At 69.1% G+C, this 20,913-nt stretch carries 15 protein-coding genes and 2 tRNA genes; 8 read left to right on the forward strand and 9 right to left on the reverse strand.

The genetic code is table 11. The features are described from left to right. Positions 1 to 71: 71 nt before the first annotated feature. Genes bioD through bioB form a run of 4 tightly spaced genes read right to left on the reverse strand, consistent with a single transcriptional unit; the run spans position 72 to position 4,259 of the window. The gene (bioD, locus tag SHK19_RS07080; RefSeq protein WP_322938226.1) at positions 72 to 773 is read right to left on the reverse strand and encodes a dethiobiotin synthase; all 702 of its coding nucleotides are present in this window, start codon (positions 771 to 773) and stop codon (positions 72 to 74) included. Beyond that, on the reverse strand, positions 770 to 1,906 hold the full coding sequence (locus SHK19_RS07085; RefSeq protein WP_322938227.1) for an 8-amino-7-oxononanoate synthase: 1,137 nt from the start codon (positions 1,904 to 1,906) through the stop codon (positions 770 to 772). The genes bioD and SHK19_RS07085 overlap by 4 nt, the downstream gene beginning before the upstream one ends. Continuing rightward, positions 1,903 to 3,180, reverse strand: a complete 1,278-nt coding sequence (locus SHK19_RS07090) for an adenosylmethionine--8-amino-7-oxononanoate transaminase (RefSeq protein ID WP_322938228.1) — start codon at positions 3,178 to 3,180, stop codon at positions 1,903 to 1,905. The genes SHK19_RS07085 and SHK19_RS07090 overlap by 4 nt, the downstream gene beginning before the upstream one ends. A 17-nt stretch (positions 3,181 to 3,197) precedes the next feature. After that, positions 3,198 to 4,259, reverse strand: a complete 1,062-nt coding sequence (gene bioB / locus SHK19_RS07095; RefSeq protein WP_322457873.1) for a biotin synthase BioB — start codon at positions 4,257 to 4,259, stop codon at positions 3,198 to 3,200. 75 nt (positions 4,260 to 4,334) lie between these two features. On the opposite strand from bioB, the gene SHK19_RS07100 reads away from it, so the two are divergent. Together SHK19_RS07100 and zwf are read left to right on the forward strand one after the other, a co-directional pair. After that, positions 4,335 to 4,844 carry a TetR family transcriptional regulator gene (locus SHK19_RS07100; RefSeq protein WP_322938229.1) on the forward strand — a complete coding sequence of 170 codons (510 nt, stop codon included), beginning with the start codon at positions 4,335 to 4,337 and terminating at the stop codon, positions 4,842 to 4,844. Positions 4,845 to 4,912: 68 nt separating this feature from the next. Further along, complete coding sequence (gene zwf, locus SHK19_RS07105; protein ID WP_322938230.1) at positions 4,913 to 6,352, forward strand: glucose-6-phosphate dehydrogenase; 1,440 nt, start codon at positions 4,913 to 4,915, stop codon at positions 6,350 to 6,352. Between the two features lie 39 nt (positions 6,353 to 6,391). Here the strand turns inward: zwf and SHK19_RS07110 are convergent, their stop codons facing one another. From SHK19_RS07110 to SHK19_RS07130, 5 genes are all read right to left on the reverse strand, one after another. Further along, a complete protein-coding gene (locus tag SHK19_RS07110) occupies positions 6,392 to 6,739 on the reverse strand; it encodes a hypothetical protein (RefSeq protein ID WP_322938231.1) in 348 nt (115 codons plus the stop codon). Between the two features lie 103 nt (positions 6,740 to 6,842). After that, the gene (locus SHK19_RS07115; protein ID WP_322938232.1) at positions 6,843 to 8,348 is read right to left on the reverse strand and encodes a flavin-containing monooxygenase; all 1,506 of its coding nucleotides are present in this window, start codon (positions 8,346 to 8,348) and stop codon (positions 6,843 to 6,845) included. 113 nt (positions 8,349 to 8,461) lie between these two features. Further along, a complete protein-coding gene (locus SHK19_RS07120; RefSeq protein WP_322938233.1) occupies positions 8,462 to 10,834 on the reverse strand; it encodes an arylsulfatase in 2,373 nt (790 codons plus the stop codon). A gap of 188 nt (positions 10,835 to 11,022) precedes the next feature. Continuing rightward, complete coding sequence (locus SHK19_RS07125) at positions 11,023 to 11,964, reverse strand: formylglycine-generating enzyme family protein (protein WP_322938677.1); 942 nt, start codon at positions 11,962 to 11,964, stop codon at positions 11,023 to 11,025. Positions 11,965 to 12,013: 49 nt separating this feature from the next. Then, positions 12,014 to 12,913, reverse strand: a complete 900-nt coding sequence (locus SHK19_RS07130; RefSeq protein ID WP_322938234.1) for a 3-methyladenine DNA glycosylase — start codon at positions 12,911 to 12,913, stop codon at positions 12,014 to 12,016. Between the two features lie 64 nt (positions 12,914 to 12,977). Between SHK19_RS07130 and SHK19_RS07135 the strand changes: the two genes are divergently transcribed. The 6 genes from SHK19_RS07135 to SHK19_RS07160 all read left to right on the forward strand — a co-directional run bounded on the left by SHK19_RS07135 (position 12,978) and on the right by SHK19_RS07160 (position 20,796). After that, complete coding sequence (locus SHK19_RS07135; protein WP_322938235.1) at positions 12,978 to 13,799, forward strand: fumarylacetoacetate hydrolase family protein; 822 nt, start codon at positions 12,978 to 12,980, stop codon at positions 13,797 to 13,799. A gap of 99 nt (positions 13,800 to 13,898) precedes the next feature. Continuing rightward, positions 13,899 to 15,341 (forward strand): glutamate--tRNA ligase, encoded by a 1,443-nt coding sequence (gene gltX / locus SHK19_RS07140; RefSeq protein WP_322938678.1) that lies wholly within the window; start codon positions 13,899 to 13,901, stop codon positions 15,339 to 15,341. Then, on the forward strand, positions 15,328 to 16,266 hold the full coding sequence (locus tag SHK19_RS07145; RefSeq protein WP_322457882.1) for a CPBP family intramembrane glutamic endopeptidase: 939 nt from the start codon (positions 15,328 to 15,330) through the stop codon (positions 16,264 to 16,266). The genes gltX and SHK19_RS07145 overlap by 14 nt, the downstream gene beginning before the upstream one ends. Before the next feature lie 56 nt (positions 16,267 to 16,322). Continuing rightward, positions 16,323 to 16,394, forward strand: a tRNA-Gln gene (locus SHK19_RS07150). Positions 16,395 to 16,500: 106 nt separating this feature from the next. Beyond that, positions 16,501 to 16,573 (forward strand) — tRNA-Glu (locus SHK19_RS07155). Positions 16,574 to 17,742: 1,169 nt separating this feature from the next. Continuing rightward, positions 17,743 to 20,796, forward strand: a complete 3,054-nt coding sequence (locus SHK19_RS07160) for a DUF11 domain-containing protein (protein WP_322938679.1) — start codon at positions 17,743 to 17,745, stop codon at positions 20,794 to 20,796. Positions 20,797 to 20,913 lie beyond the last annotated feature (117 nt).

Raw genomic sequence — 20,913 nt, forward strand, 5'->3', positions numbered from 1 at the left:
TCAACTCCCACAACGGTAGGGATCCCGGCGGTGCGATGGGGCGAGCGACGGGCGGTCGGCCGCTCAATTGCCTAAGCGCGGTTCGTGCGCTGGGTGAACCACCCGGGGGCGGCAGCGACGAACTGCTCGCGGTCGAGCGAACCCGCACCGTGCGGCAGCACGGCGAGCAGAGGCAGGCCGGTCACGCGGGGCAGGTCCTCGCGGTTGCACCGCTCGGCCAGCCCGGGCTCGGCCGGCCAGGAGCCGATGACCAGGCCGGCCGGCTCCAGCCCTCGCGCCCGGAGCGTGCGGACGGTGAGCTCGGTGTGGTTGAGCGTGCCGAGACCGGCGCGGCAGACCACCACGACCTCGAGCCGGACGTCGTCGGGCAACGCCGCCGCCAGCGCGGACGCGAGGTCGAGCACCGTGCCGCCGTCGGTGTCGAGACGCACCAGCAGTCCGCCCGCACCCTCGACGAGCACGGTGTCGTGGTGGTCGGAGAGTGCGCGGACCCGGTCGACGTACGCAGCCACCGGCGGGATCCGCACGCCCTCGCGGCGCGCGGCAGTGTCCGGCGCGAGCGGGTCGTCGAGTGCAGTGAACTCCTCGACCGACCGTCCGGTCAGCCGCTCCACCACGCGCACGTCGCGGTCGGGGTCGTCCGCGATCCCCGTCTGCACCGGCTTCACGACCAACACGGCGCCGGCCGCGGTGGCCGCGAGCGCTGCGGCCGCGATCGTCTTGCCGACGCCGGTGTCGGTGCCCGTGACCACCACGACCCGCCGTCGGGTCACTGGTGCTCCTTGGCGACGGTCACGAGCACGGCGACGGCGTGGTCCCAGTCCGCGGACGCGATGCCCGCGCTCGCCGTCGCCCGCAGTCGGGAGATGCCGTCGGGCACCGACGGCGGCCGGAAGCAGCCCACCCGGACGCCGTCGGCCAGGGCCGCGGCCTGCGCGGTGACCGCCGCTTGTGGCGACGGCATCGGGATCGAGAGCACCGCGCCGTCGGGCGTCACCACGCCGAGGGCGTCGGCCAGGGTGCGCACCCGCTCGCGGACCAGGTCGGACAGCTCGGGTCGGGCCCGGAGCACGCCGAGCGCGGCCAGGGCGGCGGCTGTCGACGCGGGGGCGAGGGCGGTGTCGAAGATGAACGGCCGGGCACGGTTGACCAGGTGCTCGCGGAGCGCCGGCGGTCCGAGGACCGCGCCGCCCTGGCTGCCGAGCGACTTGGACAGGGTCGCAGTCACGACCACGTGGGGGTGGCCGGCGAGCCCGGACCGGGCGACCAGGCCGGGGCCGTGGACGCCGAGCCCGTGTGCCTCGTCGACCACGAGCAGGGCGTCGTACGACGCGCACAGGTCGGCCAGGTCCGCCAGCGGGGCCGCGTCGCCGAGGACGGAGTAGACCGACTCGGCGAGCACCAGGGCGCGCTCGCCAGCGCTGGCGGTCGAGCCTGTCGAGACCTCGAGCGCGGCGCGCACCGCGGCGACGTCACTGTGCGGGACCACGGTGAGCCGGGCACGGGACAGCCGGGCGGCGTCGACCAGGGAGGCATGGATGTGGGCGTCGGAGATGACGTGCGTGGACCGGTCCGCGAGCGCGGTGACCACAGCGAGGTTGGCGGCGTAGCCGGAGGAGAGCACCAGCGCCGAGGGCTGTCCGAGGTAGTCGGCGAGCTCGTGCTCGAGCTGGTCGTGGAGGTCGAGGGTGCCGGTGACCAGCCGCGACGCCCCGGCCCCACCGCCCCAGGTGAGCGCGGCGTCCGCCGCTGCCTGCCGGACGGCCGGGTCGCCAGCGAGCCCGAGGTAGTCGTTGCCGGCGAGGTCGATCGTCGGGTCGTCCGCGCTCCGCGGCTGGAGCCGGCGGGTGAGCCCGGCCGCCTCGCGTGCCGTCGCCTGCTCGTCGAGCCACTGCTCCCAGGTCATCCGGCCTTCACCGCCTCGGTGATCCCGCCGAGGAGGCGGTCGAGCTCATCGTCGTTGATGACGTACGGCGGCATCGTGTAGATCAGGTCGCGGAAGGGACGCAGCCACACCCCGGCCGCCACCGCGGCGTCGGTGGCCGCGACGACGTCGACGGGATGGTCGAGCTGGACCACGCCGACCGCGCCGATGGTGCGCACGTCGGCCACGCCGGGCAGGCCGCGCAGGTGCGCGAGGCCGGTCGTGAGCCGGTGGTTGATGTGGCGGACCTGGTCCTGCCAGTCGCCGGCGAGCAGCAGGTCGATGCTGGCGAGGGCGACGGCGCAGGCCAGCGGGTTGCCCATGTAGGTCGGCCCGTGCATGAGGACGCCGCTCTCGGAGGCGGACAGCCCGCTCCCGATCTCGCCCGTGCAGAGCACCGCGGCGAGCGTCAGGTAGCCGCCGGTCAGCGCCTTGCCGAGGCACATCACGTCGGGCGTCACGCCGGCGGCATCGGCGGCGAACAAGGTGCCGGTGCGGCCGAAGCCGGTCGCGATCTCGTCGAAGACCAGCACGAGGCCGTGCTCGTCGGCGATCTCGCGGAGTACCCGCAGGCACTCGGCCGGATAGGCGTGCATGCCGCCCGCCCCTTGGAGCAGCGGCTCGACGATGATCCCGGCCAGCTCGGACGCGTGGGTCGCCGCGAGGCGTCGTACGCCCTCGGCCCAGGCTGGTACGTCGGCGTCCAGCGCGGGTGGGCGCTCGGCGAAGACGTGCTGGGGGAGCACGCCGGAGAACATCGAGTGCATCCCGCCGACGGGGTCGCACACGCTCATGCAGCCGAAGGTGTCGCCGTGGTAGCCACCGCGCACGGTCAGCAGCCGGGTGCGCTCCGGTCGGCCGATCCCTCGCTGGTGCTGCAGGACCATCTTGATCGCGACCTCGACCGAGACCGAGCCGGAGTCGGCGAGGAAGACGTGGTCGAGGCCGTCGGGCGTGATCTCGACCAGCCGCTCGGCCAGCCGGATCGCGGGCTCGTGGGTGAGCCCGCCGAACATCACGTGCGCGAACTCGCCGGCCTGCGCGGCCAGCGCTGCGTCGAGCACCGGATGCCGGTAGCCGTGGATGGCTGCCCACCACGACGCCATCCCGTCGACCACCCACCGGCCGTCGACCTCGATCTCACACCCCGAGGCGCCAGTCACCAACCGCACCGGGGTCGGCGCCGTCATCGAGGTGTAGGGGTGCCAGAGGTGCTCGCGGTCGTACGCGAGCAGGGTCTCGACAGGCTCGACCACCGGAAGGGTCCTTCGTGTCAGGCGTTCGCGGGGACCTCGGTGCCGGCGCCGCGGTGGCGGATGGCCGGGTCGTGCTCGGGGGCGTCGTCGAACGCCTCCTCGGCGCCGAGGATGACGAAGCCGTTGTCGCGGATCATCTCGATGTCGGCCTTTGCCTCCTGGCCCTCCGAGGTGAGGTAGTCGCCCAGGAACAGCGAGTTCGCGACCTGCAGCGCCATCGCCTGCAGCGAGCGCAGGTGCATCTCGCGACCGCCCGCGATCCGCACCTCCTTGTCGGGGCACACGAACCGCGCCATCGCGAGGATCCGCAGGCAGCGGCCGGGGGTGAGCTCCCAGGTGTTCTCGTACGGCGTGCCGTCGAACGGCATCAGGAAGTTGACCGGGATCGAGTCGGCGTCGAGCTCCTTGAGCGCGAACAAAGCCTCGACCAGCTGCTCGTCGGTCTCGCCGAGTCCGGCGATCAGGCCGGAGCAGGGGGAGAGCCCGGCCGACTTGGCCTTGCCGATGGTGTCGACGCGGTCGTCGTAGGTGTGTGTCTGGACGATGTTGTCGTGGTGCGACTCGGCGGTGTTGATGTTGTGGTTGTAGGCGTCCACGCCGGCCGACCTGAGCCGCTCGGCCTGGCCGTCCTTGAGCAGGCCGAGACACGCGCAGACCTCGACGTCGGGGTACTCGGACTTGAGCGCCTCGGTCATCTCGGTGACCTTGTCGATGTCGCGGTCGGACGGGCCGCGGCCGGAGGACACCATGCAGACCCGGGTCGCGCCGCCCGCGAGGCCGGCTCCGGCCTGCTGGAGCGTCTCGTCGGTCGACAGCCAGGAGTACTTGAGGATCGGGGCCTGCGAGCCCAGCGCCTGGCTGCAGTAGTTGCAGTTCTCGGGACACAGGCCGGACTTGAGGTTGACCAGGTAGTTGACCTTGACCGTGTTGCCGAAGTGGGCGCGGCGCAGCCGGCTCGCGGCGGCGACGACGCTCATCAGCTCGGCGTCGTCGGCCCGGAGCACCGCGAGTGCGTCCTCCGGTGTCGCGGAGCCTCCCTCGAGGATGGTGGTCGCCAGCTGGTCGAACGACGTGCTCATGGGTCTCCTCGGGCTCAGGTGAACGGTGTTCAGGTTAGGGTGCGACGCATGGGAGGGTCAAAGCAGGCCCCGAGCGTGACTGTCCGGCACCGGCGCGGCGACGTCGTCGCGCGGGCGATAGCGGTGCTCGACGAGCGCGGGCTCGAGGACTGGTCGATGCGCCGGCTCGCCGCCGACCTGGGAGTCCGACCGAGCGCCCTCTACCACCACTTCCCCGGGAAGGACGCGCTGCTCGCGGCGGTCGCCGACGAGCTGCTCGCCCGAGGCCGGCGGCCGGCCGAGGTCGTGACCTGGGAGTCGGAGCTGCGGCTGGTGTGCGTCGAGCTGCGCGACGCGATGCGCTCGCACCGCGACGCCGCCGAGGTGATCGCCGCTGCCCACGCACGGGGGGTCGGCGCACAGGAGCCCCAGCGGCGGATGGAGGCTGCGCTGCTCCGTGCCGGGGCGGACCCGGACCTGGCGAGGGTCGGTGCGAACACGCTGCTGCACTTCGCGTTCGCCCATGTCGCCGACGACCCGTCCGACTTCACGCTCGGGCTCGGGATCGTGCTCGACGGCCTCGCCGCCCGGATCGACGTACGTTAGTGGTGTCAGTGGTGTCAGGTCAGCTCTCGTCAACGTCCTGGAAACATGCGGGAGGCATTGTGGAAGACATGTCGATGAAGCCGGTGACCGTCGTCCTGTTCGGGGCGACCGGAGACCTCTCGCGACGAAAGCTCCTGCCCGGCCTCCTGCACCTCTTCGAGAGCGGCCTGCTGAAGGACCTGCAGATCGTCGGCACCTCCCTCGACGAGCACACCACCGACTCCTTCGTGGCGTTCGCTCACGAGGCGGTCGCGGAGTTCGCGGGAAACGACGGGGACATGGCCGCCTGGCCCGAGTTCTCCAAGCGGCTGCACTGGGCTCCCGGCGCCGAGGGTGCGGCCGGGTTGCGCGCGGCGGTCGAGAAGGCCGAGGCCGACTGGGACGGCGACAACGTCCGGCTCCACTACCTGAGCGTGCCCCCGAAGGCCGCGCTCGCAGTGGTCGGCACGTTGCAGGAGGCCGACCTTGCCAAGGGCAGCCGGATCGTCATGGAGAAGCCGTTCGGCGTCGACCTCCGTAGCGCCCGGGACCTCAACAGCAGGCTGCACAAGGTCTTCGACGAGTCGCAGATCTATCGGATCGACCACTTCCTCGGGAAGGAAGCGGCTCAGAACATCCTCGCCTTCCGCTTCGGCAACGGCCTGTTCGAGCCGATCTGGCACCGCAACAACATCGATCACATCCAGATCGACGTGCCGGAGGAGCTCGGCCTCGAGCAGCGGGCCAGCTTCTACGAGGCGACCGGCGCCTACAAGGACATGGTCGTCACCCACCTGTTCCAGGTGCTCGGGTTCATCGCGCTCGAGCCGCCGACGTCGCTCTCGCCGGACGCGATCAACGAGGAGAAGAACAAGGTCTTCCGATCGATGCTGCCGATCGACCCGGCCGACGTCGTGCGCGGCCAGTACCAGGGCTACCGCGACATCGAGGGCGTCGCGCACGACTCGGAGACCGAGACCTTCATCGCGCTCAAGTGCTACATCGACAACTGGCGCTGGGCGGGAGTCCCGTTCTACCTGCGCACCGGCAAGCGGATGGCCGAGGGTGCGCGGATCATCTCGATCGCGTTCAAGGAGCCGCCGCGGTCGATGTTCCCGAAGCACTCCGGGGTCGGTGACCACGGCCCCGACCACCTGACCTTCGACCTCGCCGACAAGGCGAAGATGTCGCTGTCCTTCTACGGCAAGCGTCCGGGGCCGGGCATGCGTCTCGACAAGCTCTCCATGCAGTTCGCGATGGGGGACACCACGTGGGCCGGCTCGGTGCTCGAGGCCTACGAGCGACTCATCTACGACGCCGCGCGTGGTGACCAGACGCTCTTCAGCTCCGCGGAGGGCATCGAGCGGCTGTGGGAGGTCTCCGGGCCGCTCCTCGAGAACCCGCCCATCGTGCGGCCCTACCGACAGGGCAGCTGGGGTCCCAACCAGATCCACCAGCTGATCGCGCCGTACGCCTGGCGGCTGCCGTTCGAGCGTGGCTGGCGCGACCCGAACAGCATGCAGGCCTAGCGCCGGAACGGCGACCCGCGTCCGCGGCGGACGACCCCGTCAAACGGGGTCGCTGGTGACCACGACCCCATAGATGAAGTGGCCGTCGCACGTTTCCAGGAGAACCAGACGGTGCCTGCCCACCGGGTAGACGGACTCGACCGGGACCATCGCCGACACGCCGTCGATCGTCATTCGCTGGACGTAGTTGAAGTTGTAGCCGCAGATCGAGGTGACCTGGGGCCGCGCCTTCTTTCCTACCGAGACGTATGAGCCTGGTTGTTGGTCCGAGCCGCTCGGCGAGGCGATCACGGCACTAGCCGGGCTGGAGCTGAAGACCACCGCGGCGCACGCGCCGGCGACGAGCCCGATCAGCCTTTCGCTCACGTGCATCGGCCGACCGCTCATCTTCCCGCTCCTCAGCTGGTGTGAAGTCCGGGGACCAGTGTCCCACGCACACGTCCATCGGGAGGCTCGATGCCGTCGGAAATTCGGCGGCACGGAGAGGCTCCTAGACCGCGACCGGTCGCTCCGCCCTCCGGAACTCGTAGTCGTCGAGCGGGAAGTGCGCCGCCTCCCGGTGTGCGCTGAGGGTCGACGTGGGCCGCAGCAGGACGGCCTCGCCGTGCTGGTTGAAGTAGTAGCTCCGCGCGGTGGCGCAGCTGCCGGCGTTGAACACCGAGTTGCCGAGGAGCTCGGTCATCCGGTCGAGGAACTCCTGGTTGGCCTCCTCGCGCACCTCGAACACGTCGACGTCCTTCGCCTGCATGGCGCTGAAGAGGCGCTCCATGTGGGCCATCTGGGTCTCGATGGTCGTGAAGTAGGAGAGGCCTGAGTACGAGTACGGACTGTTGAGGGAGAGGAAGTTCGGGAACTTCGGCACCGTGATGCCCTCGTAGGCGCAGAACCGGTTGTCCCGCCACCACTGGCCGAGGTCGCGGACGTCGCGGCCGATCACCTGGATCGCCGGGAAGTTCTCGTCCCACAGGTTGAAGCCGGTGGCGAGGACGAGCACGTCGAGGTCCGCCCGCCGGCCGTCCGCGGTCACGATCCCGGTCTTGTCGACGTGGTCGATCGTGGTCGTCTCGAGGTCGACGTGCGGCCGGGTGAAGGTCGGGTAGTAGGTGTTGGAGAACGTCGGACGCTTGCAGCCGAAGTCGTAGTCCGGCGTCAGCTTCGCCCGCAGCTCCGGGTTCTTGATCTGACGTTTGAGGTGTCGCTCGCAAGCGGCTTTGCCGATGGCGTTGGCCCACGGCAGGTTCCGGTAGTGGAGCACGCCTGCCACCATCATCACCTCGAGGATCGACGTACCGGCCAGGCGCGCTGCCCTCTGGGTCAGCGGGACCTTCGCGAACGCCTTCCGCACCGCACCGGGCACCGGGCCGTCGACCTTGGGGCTGACGTAGATCGGCGTGCGCTGGTAGACGGTGAGGTGTCCGGCGACCTTCGCCAGCTTCGGGATCAGCTGGACCGCGGTCGCGCCGGTGCCGATGATGCCGATCCGCTTGCCCTCGAGCTCGACGTCGTCGTCCCAGCGGGTGGTGTGGACGACCTCCCCGGCGAACTCGTCGATGCCCGCGATGTCAGGCATCCGGGGCTGGGAGAGGAAGCCGGTCGCGGTGAGCAGGTAGCGCCCGCGCTCCACCGTGCCGTCGTCGAGCCGGACCTCCCAGCAGGAGGTGGCGTCGTCCCAGCGGGCGCCGGTCACGACGATGCCGAACCGCATGTGCTTGCGGACGTCGTACTTGTCGGCGACGTGGGTGGCGTAGGCCTTCAGCTCGGCTCCGGGGGCGAAGAGCCGCGACCAGTGCGGATTGGGCTCGAAGGAGTAGGAGTAGGTCGCCGACGGGATGTCGACCGCGAGCCCCGGGTAGCGGTTGACGTGCCAGGTGCCACCCAGGTCGTCCTCGCGCTCGAGGATCAGCAGGTCGTCGTACCCCATCCTGCGCAGCTGGATCGCCGCTCCCATGCCGCCGAAGCCGGCACCGACGATCACCGCGTCGTGGACGTGACTCATGGTCGTGAGCCTAGGACCAGGGAGCGTCGGGCGGATCCGACCATGGTCGGATCCGTGCGCTTCCTCGCTCGCCGAGCTTGTCGAGGCGCCTGTGCGCGACCAGCCTCCTCTTCCTATTGACGCGCCATTGCGACGCGCAGTCGTTCCTCAGGATCGATGAAGTGGTCGTTGTCGTCCGCTCCGGTGTCCAGCTGGACCCAGTGGAGCTTCCCGGTGAACCTGCTCGTGTGCAGGTCGTAGTCCGGAGTGACAGACGTGCCCGACTCGTAACCGATGTCGGTCGTCTCGTCGGCCGAGAAGATCATCGGCTGGGTCGCCTCCACTCGACCGTGACCGACCTGCGTGCCGTCGTGGTAGAGCGAGACGTCGCCGCCCTTGGCCAGACCGCCGCCGTCGTATGCGAGTTCCATCCGGACCTGGTGCTTTCCTGCCGGGAGAGGCTCGGTGGCGACGGCGGAGAACTCGTGGATCCCGAGCACGTTGTAGACGAACTTGAGATGGCTGTCTTCGGTGACGTAGACAGCCCAGCCGCCGAACCTGCCACCTTGAGCGATGATCACCCCGCGAGCGCCGGCCTCGGGCACCTCCACCTCCGCGGTGACTGAGAACGACTTGTTCTTGATGCTGACCACACTGCTCTCCGACAGGCGGCCCATGCCGGGGAAGAACAGCTGCCGGTCGCCCTGAATGAGGGTGGGCCGCCCCGCCAGGTCCGGGTTGACCCGCTCCGCCGAGCGGTCGTCAAGGGGGAGGACGTTGTATCTCACCGCCTCGATGAGCCAGAGCCGCTGGAGCTGGGCAAGCCGCTCCGGCTGTTCTGTCGCGAGGTTGCGGGCCTGGCTGAAGTCGCCGCCGGCGCCGTCGTAGAGCTCCCAGACGTCGGCGTCGAATGCAGGCATCTCGCCGCCCACCATCACCCACGGTGTCTTGTGCTTGGTGACCGCGCTCCAACCGCGGTGGTAGATGCCGCGGTTGCCGAACATCTCGAAGTACTGCAGGTCGTGGCGTTCGTCGGCGGCCTGGTCGTTGAAGGCGTAGAGCATGCTGGTGCCCTCGATGGGAGCCTGCTGCACGCCGTTGACCATGGCTGGCTCCGGCAGTCCGGCTGCTTCGAGGATCGTGGGCGCGACGTCGATGACGTGCGTGAACTGCGACCGGAGACCACCGGCCTCCTCGATCCCGTTCGGCCAGTGCACGATCGTGCCGTTCCGGGTGCCGCCCCAGTGCGAGGCCACCTGCTTGGTCCATTGAAACGGTGAGTTCATCGCCCACGCCCAGCCCACCGAGTAGTGGTTGTACGACGTCGGCGACCCGAACTCGTCCATCTTGCTCAGCATGAACTCCGCGGTCTCAAGGGCGGCCATGCCGTTGAAGTTGGCCATCTCGTTGAACGCGCCGTTCATCGTGCCTTCGGCAGAGGCCCCGTTGTCACCGATGATGTAGTACACGATCGTGTCGTCGAGGATCTCGAGGTCCTCCAGAGCGTCGACCAAACGCCCGACCTGGTTGTCCGTGTGCTCCAGGAACCCGGCGTACACCTCCATCTGCCGCTCCAGCACCGGCTTGAGCTCGTCGGGCATCTCGTCCCAGGCGGTGATGACGTCGTGACGTGGCGTCAGCTCTGTGTCTGCAGGCACGACACCCAGCTCCTTCTGCCGGGCCAGGGTCTGCTCGCGCTGCACGTCCCACCCGTGCGAGAACTTCCCACGGTATTTGTCGACCCATTCCTTGGCGACATGGTGCGGAGCGTGGGTCGCGCCGGGCGCGTAATAGACGAAGAAGGGACGGTCCGGCATCAGTGCCTTCTGCTGACGGATCCAGCCGACCGCACGGTCCGTGAGGTCCTCGGTGAGGTGGTAACCCTCCTCGGCCGTCGCCGGCGGTTCGACCGGAGTCGTGCCGTCGTAGAGCGCAGGCTCGTACTGGTTGTTCTCCCCGCCGATGAAGCCGTAGAACGTCTCGAAACCGCCACCGCCCGAGGGCCAGGCGTCGAACGGACCCATCGGCGAGGTCTGCCACACCGGCACCTCGTGGCACTTGCCGAACTGCGCAGTCGAGTAGCCGTTGAGCTTGAGCGTCATCGGAAGGGGCGCCTTGGTGTTCGGTCGCACCGAGCTCTGTCCGGGCGCGGAGGTTGCGGTCTCGGTGATGCTGCCCATCGCCACCGAGTGGTGGTTCCGACCGGTTAGTAGCGCCTGGCGAGTAGGGGCGCACAGGGCTGTGGTGTGGAAGCGGTTGAACCTCAGCCCTCCCGCGGCCAGACGTTCGGCGGTCGGCGTCTGGCAGGGACCACCGAAGGCACTGGACGCGCCGAACCCGACGTCGTCCAGGAGTATCACCAGGACGTTCGGGGCACCCTTCGGCGGGAGCAGGGGCTCAATAGGGGGAAAATTTGTTTCCGGGTCCTTGGCGTCGTAGGTCGTCAGCCCGGTCGCGGGGCGGTCGGGGATCGGCAACATCGTGCGGGCGTGATGTTCGTTCGACATCTGTCTCAGCTCCTCGTGCCTCAGCGGCCGTGCTCTGGGGGTGTCATCGCTGCCGTCCGGAGTGGCAGCGACGCAGTCGACACCACCACTTCACCGAGTCGGACGCCTCCTCCCTGACGGGTGAGCGAGGTGATGGCGACACCCGCGCAGAGATCGATCGTCGAGGCGGTCGGATCGTGAGCGCTGCCTCAGCGAGCGCAGCGGAAGCCGATGTGCGTGGTCGCAGTGTCGTCGGCTTGTGGCGATCGGGCCGCCGGCCGGTAGCGCAGGCAGTACTCGGGAGCGCACAGGTGCGAGCCGCCCTTGAGCACCCGGCGCGGGATCGTCGAACCCGGTTCGGCGCTCGCCACCGCCCGCGCCTCGTCCCGTGAGGTCGGTCCGCACCGACAGTTGTCATCGCAACCGTTCGTGGCCAGCAGATCGAGGGGCTGCTGGGCGCTTTCGGCGGGCGCGTGCCGCTCGGTATAGAAGTCGGTGGTCCATTCCCAGACGTTGCCGATGCAGTCGAACAGACCGTATCCGTTCGCCGGGAAGGTGCCGACCGGCGACGTCCCGACCCAGCCCTCGGCGCCAGTGTTGTGCCAAGGGAACGAGCCCTGCCAAGTGTTGGCCAGCAGGCGTCCGCCGGGACGGAGTTCCTCGCCCCATGCATACGTCGTCCCAGGCATGCCGCCCTGGGCGGCGTACTCGAGCTCGGCCTCGGTGGGGAGTCGTTTGCCTGCCCAGGCCGCATACGCCTCGGCGTCCTCCAGCGCGATCTGGACGACTGGATGGTCCTCACGGCCCCGGATCGAGGAGCCTGCCCCGAAAGGCCGGGCCCAGCTCGCGCCGACGCCCCATCTCCACCACTGTCGCCAGTCGTTCAGATCGACCGGGCCGCGGGTCGGAACGAAGACCAGCCCGCCGGGTACGAGCTCAGCGGGGTCGACCCCCGGGAACGCCGCCGGGTCCAGCGGACGTTCGGCCAATGTCACGTATCCCGTCTCGGCCACGAAGGCCGCGTACTGCGAATTCGTGACCGGGTGGACGTCCAGCTCGAAGGCCTCCACGACGCGCTCGTGGACGGGACCTTCCTCGGGATAGAACGCGTCCGAGCCCATCGGGAAGGAGCCTGCTTCGAGACGGACCATCTCCGTCGGCGCTTCGGGCGCGGTCACGCGATCAACAATGCCAGACGCGTCACGCACCGAGCGAGGTCCTAGCAACAGAGAGCAGCCGCGCGCTCTCGGCAATGAGTCGCTGCCTGATCGGAGCCGCCCGCTCCGCGAAAACGCGTTGTGACTCGGCGTACTCCTGCTTGCCGGCTGGAGTCTCGATCCTCACCGGAGACCAGGCGTCACCGTCTCCCAGGTCGAGGTCGCTGAGGTCATACGGGGCGGCACGCATGTCCAGCACCCTGATGTCCCACGCCAGCTCGAAGCAGTCGGCGACCAGCTCAGAGGCGACCATCGGCGAGAGCCGGAACGCGTGCTTGTAGAGGTCCATGCCGGCGTGCAGGCAGGCCGGCTGCTCGTGAGCCGGGCGGTCCTCGCGGCCGGGGGAGAGGGTGTTGAGCGGGCGCGCCGGGGCCGTGAAGAAGCGGTAGGCGTCGAAGTGCGAGCAGGCGATCCGGTGCGACTCGACGACCGCGTCGGTGCCGGCGGGACCGAGCCGCAGCGGCCATTCGGCATGCCGGGTCTCGTCCTCGGCGAGCCGGTAGACCATGGCCCACTCGTGCAGGCCGAAGCACCCGAAGCTGCCTGCCCGCCCGGCGGTCGCGGTGAGCAGCCGGTGCAGGGCCTCGACCAGCGTTCGCTGGGTGGCGACGTACGACGCGCTGACCGCTCCGTCGACGTACCCCTTGAGCCCGGCGTACTTGGGCGCATCGGCCAGCGCCACGCCGTACCCCGGGTGCCACCGCCGCAGCTGCGCCGGCCGGAACGAGTAGTAGGTGAAGAGGAAGTCGAAGACCGGGTGCTTGACCCGCGCCTCACGGCGCTCCAGGTGGGGAGCCAGGAACCGGTCGACCCGTGCGGCGTGCGCGGCCGCCCGGGTCTCCCACACCTCCCGCGGCAGTACCTGCTCCACGATGGTCTCCACGACCGTCAAGCCTAGGCGCGCTCTCCATGACCGACGCCGGACTGGTGCCGGATAGGCTCGCCGGGTGCGCATCGCGAGATTCACGGCTGCCAAGGACGGGCAGAACGAACCGGCCTACGGGGTGGTCACCGGCGACCTCGACCAGTTCGGTCAGCCGGCGGAGGACGCGGTGGTCGTGGAGCTGGCCGGCGACCCGATGTACGTCGGCGTCAGGGTGCTCGAGAAGGAGCACCGGCTGGCCGACGTGAAGCTGCTGGCGCCGGTCCTGCCGCGGAGCAAGGTCGTCGGCGTCGGCAAGAACTACGCCGCCCACGCCGCCGAGATGGGCGGCGACCAGCCGGCCGACCCGCTGCTCTTCCTGAAGCCGAACACGAGCGTGATCGGCCCGAACGACGCGATCCTCTACCCGCAGCAGACCTCCCACCTCAGCTACGAGGGCGAGCTGGCGGTCGTCATCGGCCGGATCTGCCGCGACGTCCCGCCGGAGCAGGCGACCGACGTGATCTTCGGCTACACCGTCGCCAACGACGTGACCGCGCGCGACCTGCAGAAGACCGACAACCAGTGGGCGCGCGCAAAGGGCATGGACACCTTCTGCCCGCTCGGCCCGTGGATCGAGGACGACCTGGACCCCCAGGCATTCATCGACGGCCGCCGGCTGCAGACCTTCCTCAACGGCGACGTCGTCCAGGACGGCACCACCGCCGACATGACCTGGGCCATCCCCAACCTGGTCGCCTACATCTCCGCCGCGATGACCCTCCTGCCCGGCGACGTGATCCTCACCGGCACCCCCGAGGGCGTCGGCCCGATGGAGCCCGGCGATGAGGTCGAGGTGTTCGTCGAGGGCCTCGGCGCGCTCACGAACACGGTGGCGAGGCGCTGAGCAGCACCGATCTGAACATCCGAACAGATCCGAACCGACCGAACTGAGAGTGGAACCTTGACCGACGCACCCGTCGACAGCCGGCCCGTCCGGGTCCGGATGGCACCCTCCCCGACCGGCAGCCCGCACGTCGGCCTGGTCCGCACCGCGCTCTACAACTGGGCGTTCGCGCGGCACCACGGCGGCACGTTCGTGTTCCGCATCGAGGACACCGACGCCGCGCGCAACACCGAGGAGTCCTACGCCTCGCTGATCGAGCTGATGCACTGGCTCGGGCTCGACTGGGACGAGGGTCCGGAGGTCGGGGGTCCGTTCGCGCCCTACCGGCAGAGCGAGCGCGGCGACCTCTACGCGGACGCACTCGACCGGCTGCGGGCCTCGTCGTACACGTATGACTGCTACTGCACCAACGAGGAGGTCGACGCCCGGCGCAAGGCGTCCGGCTCCAAGGTGATGGGCTACGACGGCTTCTGCCGCGAGCTCACCGACGACCAGGTCGCCGCGTTCGAGGCCGACGGGCGGCGACCCGTCGTGCGGTTCCGGATGCCGGACGGCACCATCACCTGGGACGACCTGGTGCGGGGCGAGATCAGCTTCGAGACCCAGTTCGTGCCGGACTTCGCGCTCTGCCGGGCCAACGGCGAGCCGCTCTACACGCTGGTCAACCCCGTCGACGACGCGCTGATGGAGATCACCCACGTCCTGCGCGGCGAGGACCTGCTGTCCTCGACGCCGCGCCAGATCGCGCTGTACGACGCGCTCATCGAGCTCGGCCTCACCGACTTCACCCCGCGCTTCGGGCACCTGCCGTACGTGATGGGGGAGGGCAACAAGAAGCTCTCCAAGCGCGACCCGCAGGCGCACGCGCTCGCCTACCGCGACGGTGGCTTCCTGCCGGAGGGCCTGCTCAACTACCTCGCCCTGCTCGGCTGGTCGATCGCCGCCGACCGTGACGTCTTCTCCCTGTCGGAGATGGTCGACGCGTTCGAGATCGGAGACGTCAACCCCAACCCGGCGCGCTTCGACCTCAAGAAGGCGGAGGCCATCAACGCCGCCCACATGCGACTCCTCTCGATCGAAGACATCACGCACCGCGCGCTGCCGTTCCTCAAGCGGGACGGGGTGGTCGGCGATCCCGTGCATGACGCCGATGCGCAGCTGCTCGAGCTGGCGATGCCGCTCGTCGCCGAGCGGATCAACAAGCTGACCGAGGTCCCGGACATGCTCGCGTTCCTCTTCCTCGACGAGGAGGCGTTCACCGTCGACCCGGCCGACGCCGAGAAGATGCTCGACGAGACCGGGAAGGGCGTCGTGAAGGCGGCGCACGACGCGCTCGTCGACCTGCACCCGTGGTCCACCGATGCCATCCAGACCGCCCTCCAGCAGGCGCTGGTCGAGGACCTCGGGCTGAAACCGCGCGTCGCGTTCGGCCCGGTCCGGGTCGCCGTGACCGGCAAGCGGATCTCGCCGCCGCTGTTCGAGTCGCTGGAGCTGCTCGGCCACGACCGCAGCGTCGGACGTCTGCAGCGTGCCCTCGGCTGATCCCGGCCCGTCCGGGCTTCGCTACCACCAGCTGCACCGGCTCGGATGGTCGAGCTGGCCGCGCGCGGTGCTCGGCGTGCTCGGCATGGTCCTCGCCCTGATGGTGGTGGTGCCGGTCCTGCTCACCGGGACCTACGACGGCATCCTCGGTGAGCCGTTCGGCGAGCTCAGCATCGACCCGTTGACGCCCGTCGGGCTCGTGCTGGTCTGCCTGAGCCTCGCGGCGGCGGTCCCGGTCGTGATCGCAGCCACCCGGCTGGCACAAGGGCTGCCCGGCGGCTGGATCATCTCGGTTGTCGGCCGCCTGCGGTGGGGCTGGCTGCTGACCTGCATGGGGCTGGCGCTGCTCGCGCTGGGAGGGGCACTGCTGCTCGCTCTCGTCCTCCCGGAGCACGGCGGCGCGGCGGTCGAGGGCGCGGTCAACGACGCCACGGACCGGACGGTCGCGTTCGCGCTGATCATCCTGCTGCTCATCCCGCTGCAGGCGGCGGGGGAGGAGTACGCCTTCCGCGGCTACCTGACCCAGGCGGTCGGGGGTCTGGTGGCGGGTCGGGCCGGTACGGCGGTCGCGGTCGTCGTACCCGCGTTCTTGTTCGCCCTCGCCCACGGCGCGCAGGACGCGCCGGTTTTCATCGACCGGTTCGCGTTCGGAGTCGTGGCCGGCGTGCTGGTGATCGCCACCGGCGGACTCGAGGCAGGGATCGCGATGCACGTGCTCAACAACTGGGTGGTCTTCGGTCTCTCGTTGGCCTTCGGCAACATCGACGAGGCGCTCGCGCCCATTGCAGGCACCTGGTGGATGCTGCCCGGCACCCTCGTCCAGTCGCTGGGCTACCTCGCGCTGGTGGCGTGGGTGGCGCGCCGGCGGCACCTGGAGACGACGACCCGGGAGGTCGTTTTGGAGCCGAAACCGCCGCGCGTGTAAGGTTTCTCGTCGGCTCCCGGACCATCCGGATCGGGCGCCGAACACCAGCAAAACAGTGGTCTATGGTGTAATTGGCAGCACGACTGGTTCTGGTCCAGTTAGTCTAGGTTCGAGTCCTAGTAGACCAGCGAGTTCTCGCGTGAACAGCGTCTGGACGGGGCACGATTTGGCCGCTCAGGACCGGGATCGCTAGAGTTCCGCAGGTTGCTTTCCAGCAACCATCCGTTAAGTCGGGCCCCCGTTGTGTAGCGGCCTAGCACGCCGCCCTCTCAAGGCGGTAGCGCCGGTTCGAATCCGGTCGGGGGTACAAGTCCGAAGCGGCTCCAACCAGCGAACACGCTGGGAGGGGCCGCTTCTTCATTTCCGTCAGATCCGGCTCGGACAACACTGGGGCAACGCGGGGCAACGCTCCCAGGCCGTTGCGACGCCGTTGCGCGACGGTCCTGATGGCGTTCCCGCCGTGGCCAGCGTCTGCGTGGCCCGGTGAGGGCCAGGTTCGGTTCGCGAGGTGAGGTGCCACCGGCGGGCCGCTCCGCACTCCGAAGTGTCAATAGACATCGGTGACTATCGGGAATCACAAGGCGTAGTCCGTTCGGGCCGTCTTGCGCTGCATTTCGAGGCATTGCCCTGCGGCGACACCGGGAGTAGACAGGCGGCACTCGGAGAAATTTCGGCTTCACCTTTCGCGTGGGCGTGGAAGACCGCCTCGGCAGATCAACCGTTTGCCAGGTCGGGGCAGCGGGTCACGTCGCACACAGCCAACCGGTCGAGGTGCCCATGACCGTGCCCGTTTTGAGTCATGCCCGTCATGGGTTGCGCCGCGAGCCGGCCACGGGTCGGTCCCTGGGCTCGCCTGTGGTCTGGGCGGCGGTGTTGCTGCCGGCTCTGGCGGGATATTCCGCAGGTTGCGCTGGCGGCGACGAGGGAGCCGGCCGGTCGCCTGCGCCGACCGGTTTGTCGCCGAGCGCCACGGAGGTGTCGAGCTCCGGGCAGACATCGGACCCAACGAATGACGGACTCCGGCCGACCCGCGTTCCGGTTGGGGTGTGGGCCGGCGAGCAACTCATCCTGACTGTGACACCGGCAGGGGCGACCGCTGAGTTCGAGTGTGCCGCCGGCAGGGTCGAAGAGCCGTTGTCGCTCGATAGCGGGCGACGCTTCGACGTCCCCGGAACCTATGCCGACCAGCCCGGCGGTCCGGTGCCGAGCGGGTCCACGTCGGCGGCGCTGCCCGCTCGGTACCGCGGCCAGCTGAGGGATGCGCGCCACCTCGTGCTGACCGTGGTGCTGCCCAGGTCTGGCACGACCCAGGGGCCATTCGAGCTCGAGCTTGGCGGCGCTGACGTGCTCCAGCGCTGTGTCTGAACGATCAAGAAACTAGGAGACGAGGAACAGATGAATCGACGACCGACTATGACTCGAAGGTTTGGCTCTATCGCAGCCGCGCTCCTGGGAGTTGCGGCCACGTCCTTGGCCGTGCTCACCCCGACGCTGGTGCCGACCGCCACGGCTGCTGACGTCTCGGGTGTGGCGACCATGGGTCTGAACATCGAGATCAGCCAGCAGAACGCCGCCGCGGGGGGCAGCGGGTCGATCCCGCCTGACACGATGGGAGCGGTCGGCCCGAACCACATCGTGGAGATGATCAACGGCAACTTCGAGATCTTCAACAAGACGACCGGTGCCTCGGTGGAGGACAGGAGCCTGAACAGCTTCTGGACCAACCGCGTGGGCGTGCCCGCGTTCACCTTGGGGCGGGTCTTCGACCCGCGGATCGTCTATGACCCGGTGAGCGAGCGGTGGTTCGCCACGGTGATCGACGACGACGTCGACTCGACGGTCCCTCCCGACGGCGTGAACGAGCAGTCGAACAACCTGTACGTCGGTCGTAGCGACACCTCCGATCCGACGGGTGACTGGGACGGTCTGCAGATCGATGCCGACACCGTGGGTGCGGAGGAGTTCCATGACTACGAGACCCTCGGCCTGGATGCCGACGGGTTGTACTCGTGCACCCAGGACTTCGTCGGTGGTGGCAACGAGTCGTGCTACTCGATCCCCAAGGCGGACCTGCTGCAGGCGACCCCCACCGCCGCAAACATGACGCGGTTTGAGGCTACGCCCGCTGGATTGCCTGCAACCGACGGGTCATGGCAGCCGGCTTTGGACTTCGGTCTCTCCGACGGCCGTGCGGCGCTGCTGGGCTCGACTGGCACCGCGCTGCAGCGCACGAACATCTTCGGCGCCGCCGGCCCGGGGGCGACGCTGGGCACCCCGGTGCCGATCGCCGGCGATCCCGGGCACGCCAGCCCGCCGGCGGCGCGGCAGCCCGACGACGCTGACACCGGCGACGGCATCGAGACCCTCGAGAACGTGGCGCCGCGCTTCGTCGGCAACGTCATCGAGGTCGGCAACAGCCTGTGGGCGGCGCACTCCGTGCGGGGCAGCACACCCAACAACGCGGCGGTGCGGTGGTACGAGATCAACGAGACCACCAACACTGTGATCCAGACCGGCCTGATCGACGACCCGAACCGGGACTTCCACGAACCGTCGATCACCGTCAACGACCACGGCGACGTGGTGGTCGGCTACACCTGCTCGGGCCCCACGCTCGCGGCCAGCGTCTGCGTGTCACTTGGCACAACGACCGGCGGGGTGACCACCTTCCAACCGCCGGCCATCCTCGCCACCGGCAACGGGTTCTACTACAACGACTCGTGCAACCCCGCGGCACCCGGATCGACGTGCACCGAACGAAACCGGTGGGGTGACTACAGCGCCACCGTGATCGACCCCGTCGACCCGTGCAGCTTCTGGACCTTCCAGGAGTACGTGTCCGTCGGGGGCACCGGGGACGTCGGACCCGCCCCGGACACCGCCCAGAGCGGCCTGTGGGGTACCCGCGTGACGAAGTTGACCTTCGACGACTGCGTGGCCGACACCGCCGTTCAGGCCGACCTCGGCGTGGTCAAGGAGTGCAAGCCCGACGTTGCGATGCCTGCGGGCGAGACCGGGATCTGCGACATCGTGGTGACGAACTTCGGCCCGAACGCCGCGGAGGCGGTGAAGCTCGTCGACCGGCACGTCAGCAACGGCACGTTCGCGTTCGGCACCATCACCACGAGTGCGGGCAGTTGCACATCGACACCGGATCCGCAGGTCCAGCAGGGCACGGTCACCTGCAACCTGGGCACCGTTGGCGCAGGCGACTCAGTGATCATCCGGGTGGAGGTGACAGCCGACGAGCCGCAGGACATCAACGACGTCGCCACGGTCACGAGCACGACTGCTGATCCGGATCTGAGCAACAACCAGGCCAGGGACGGGATCGAGGTCATCGCGGCGGCCGATCTGTCGATCACCAAGACCGGTGACCTCAACGGCACCGCGGGCTCGCAGATCACCTACACCATCGGGGTGGACAACGCGGGACCGTCCGCCGCCAGGGGCGTCAAGGTCGTCGACGTGCTCCCGGCCGGAGTCACCTTCACCTCCGCTACAGCGGACGTGGGTTCGTTCACCCTCAACGGACAGGTGCTCACCTGGAACCTCGGCAACGTAGCTCCCGGGGACCCGGTCCGCGAGATCGACATCACGGTGAAGATCAAGCCCAACGCCACCGGGCAACTGGAGAACACCGCCGAGGTGGACAGCACCGTTCTCGATCCGGACACCAGCAACAACCGGGTCACCTTCACCACCGCGGTCAGCGCCACAGCCGGGCTGGCGATCACCAAGACCGACACTCCCGATCCGGTGAGCGCCGGTCAAGAGCTGGTCTACACGCTGCAGGTCAGCAACGGCGGGCCGTCGACAGCGGTGGACGTCGTCGTGGTCGACACGCTGCCGGCGGGCACCACGCTGGTCAGCGCGGTGGGCGGCACGGGTTCGACCGCGTGTGCGCTCAGTGGTCCAGGTGTGGTCAGCTGCGACATCGGTGACCTCGACCCCGGCCAGAGCGTGACCATCTTCATCACGGTGAAGGTCAACGCGAACGTTCCTTCCGGCACGGTGCTGGTCAACACCGCCGAGGCCACGTCGCCTACCGACCCTGACGGGGCCGAGGTGACCACCGAGACCACGGTGCAGACCCAGGCAGAACTGTGGATCGAGAAGACCGGCGTCAAGCCCGCCGGCAACCCGGCCGGTGCGCTGGTCTACCGGATCACCGTGCACAACAAGGCCGGCATGGCACCCGACGACACCCCCACCTCGGGTGCCGGCGGGCCGTCCGATGCGCTCAACGTCGTGACGGTGGACACCTTGCCGCTCACACCAAAGAAGCTGATCGTCCAGCACCTCACCCCGAGCTGTACCTACAGCGCGGCCACCCACAAGGTGACCTGCACGACGGCTCGGGTGCCGGCGGGAACGGCGGTCACCTACGAGATCCAGGTCCAGATCAAGGGCTCGGTCGGTTCTATCCAGAACAGAGCGACCGTCTCTAGCTCGACTCCGGACCCGGTCCTGGACAACAACACCGACACCGTGACCAACACGGTCCAGGGAAGCACCGGAAAGAAGTAGCCCTTGGCGTGCCGGCCGGCCCGCGCCGGCCGGCACGCTCGGGCAGCGCTTCGAGTGCGACGCGACCCGCAATCCGAAGCTCCTCGCTTGGGCGCCGCGCCTAGCGCGACGAGCCAG

It is taken from the genome of Nocardioides bizhenqiangii (assembly GCF_034661235.1).
Classification (GTDB): domain Bacteria; phylum Actinomycetota; class Actinomycetes; order Propionibacteriales; family Nocardioidaceae; genus Nocardioides; species Nocardioides bizhenqiangii.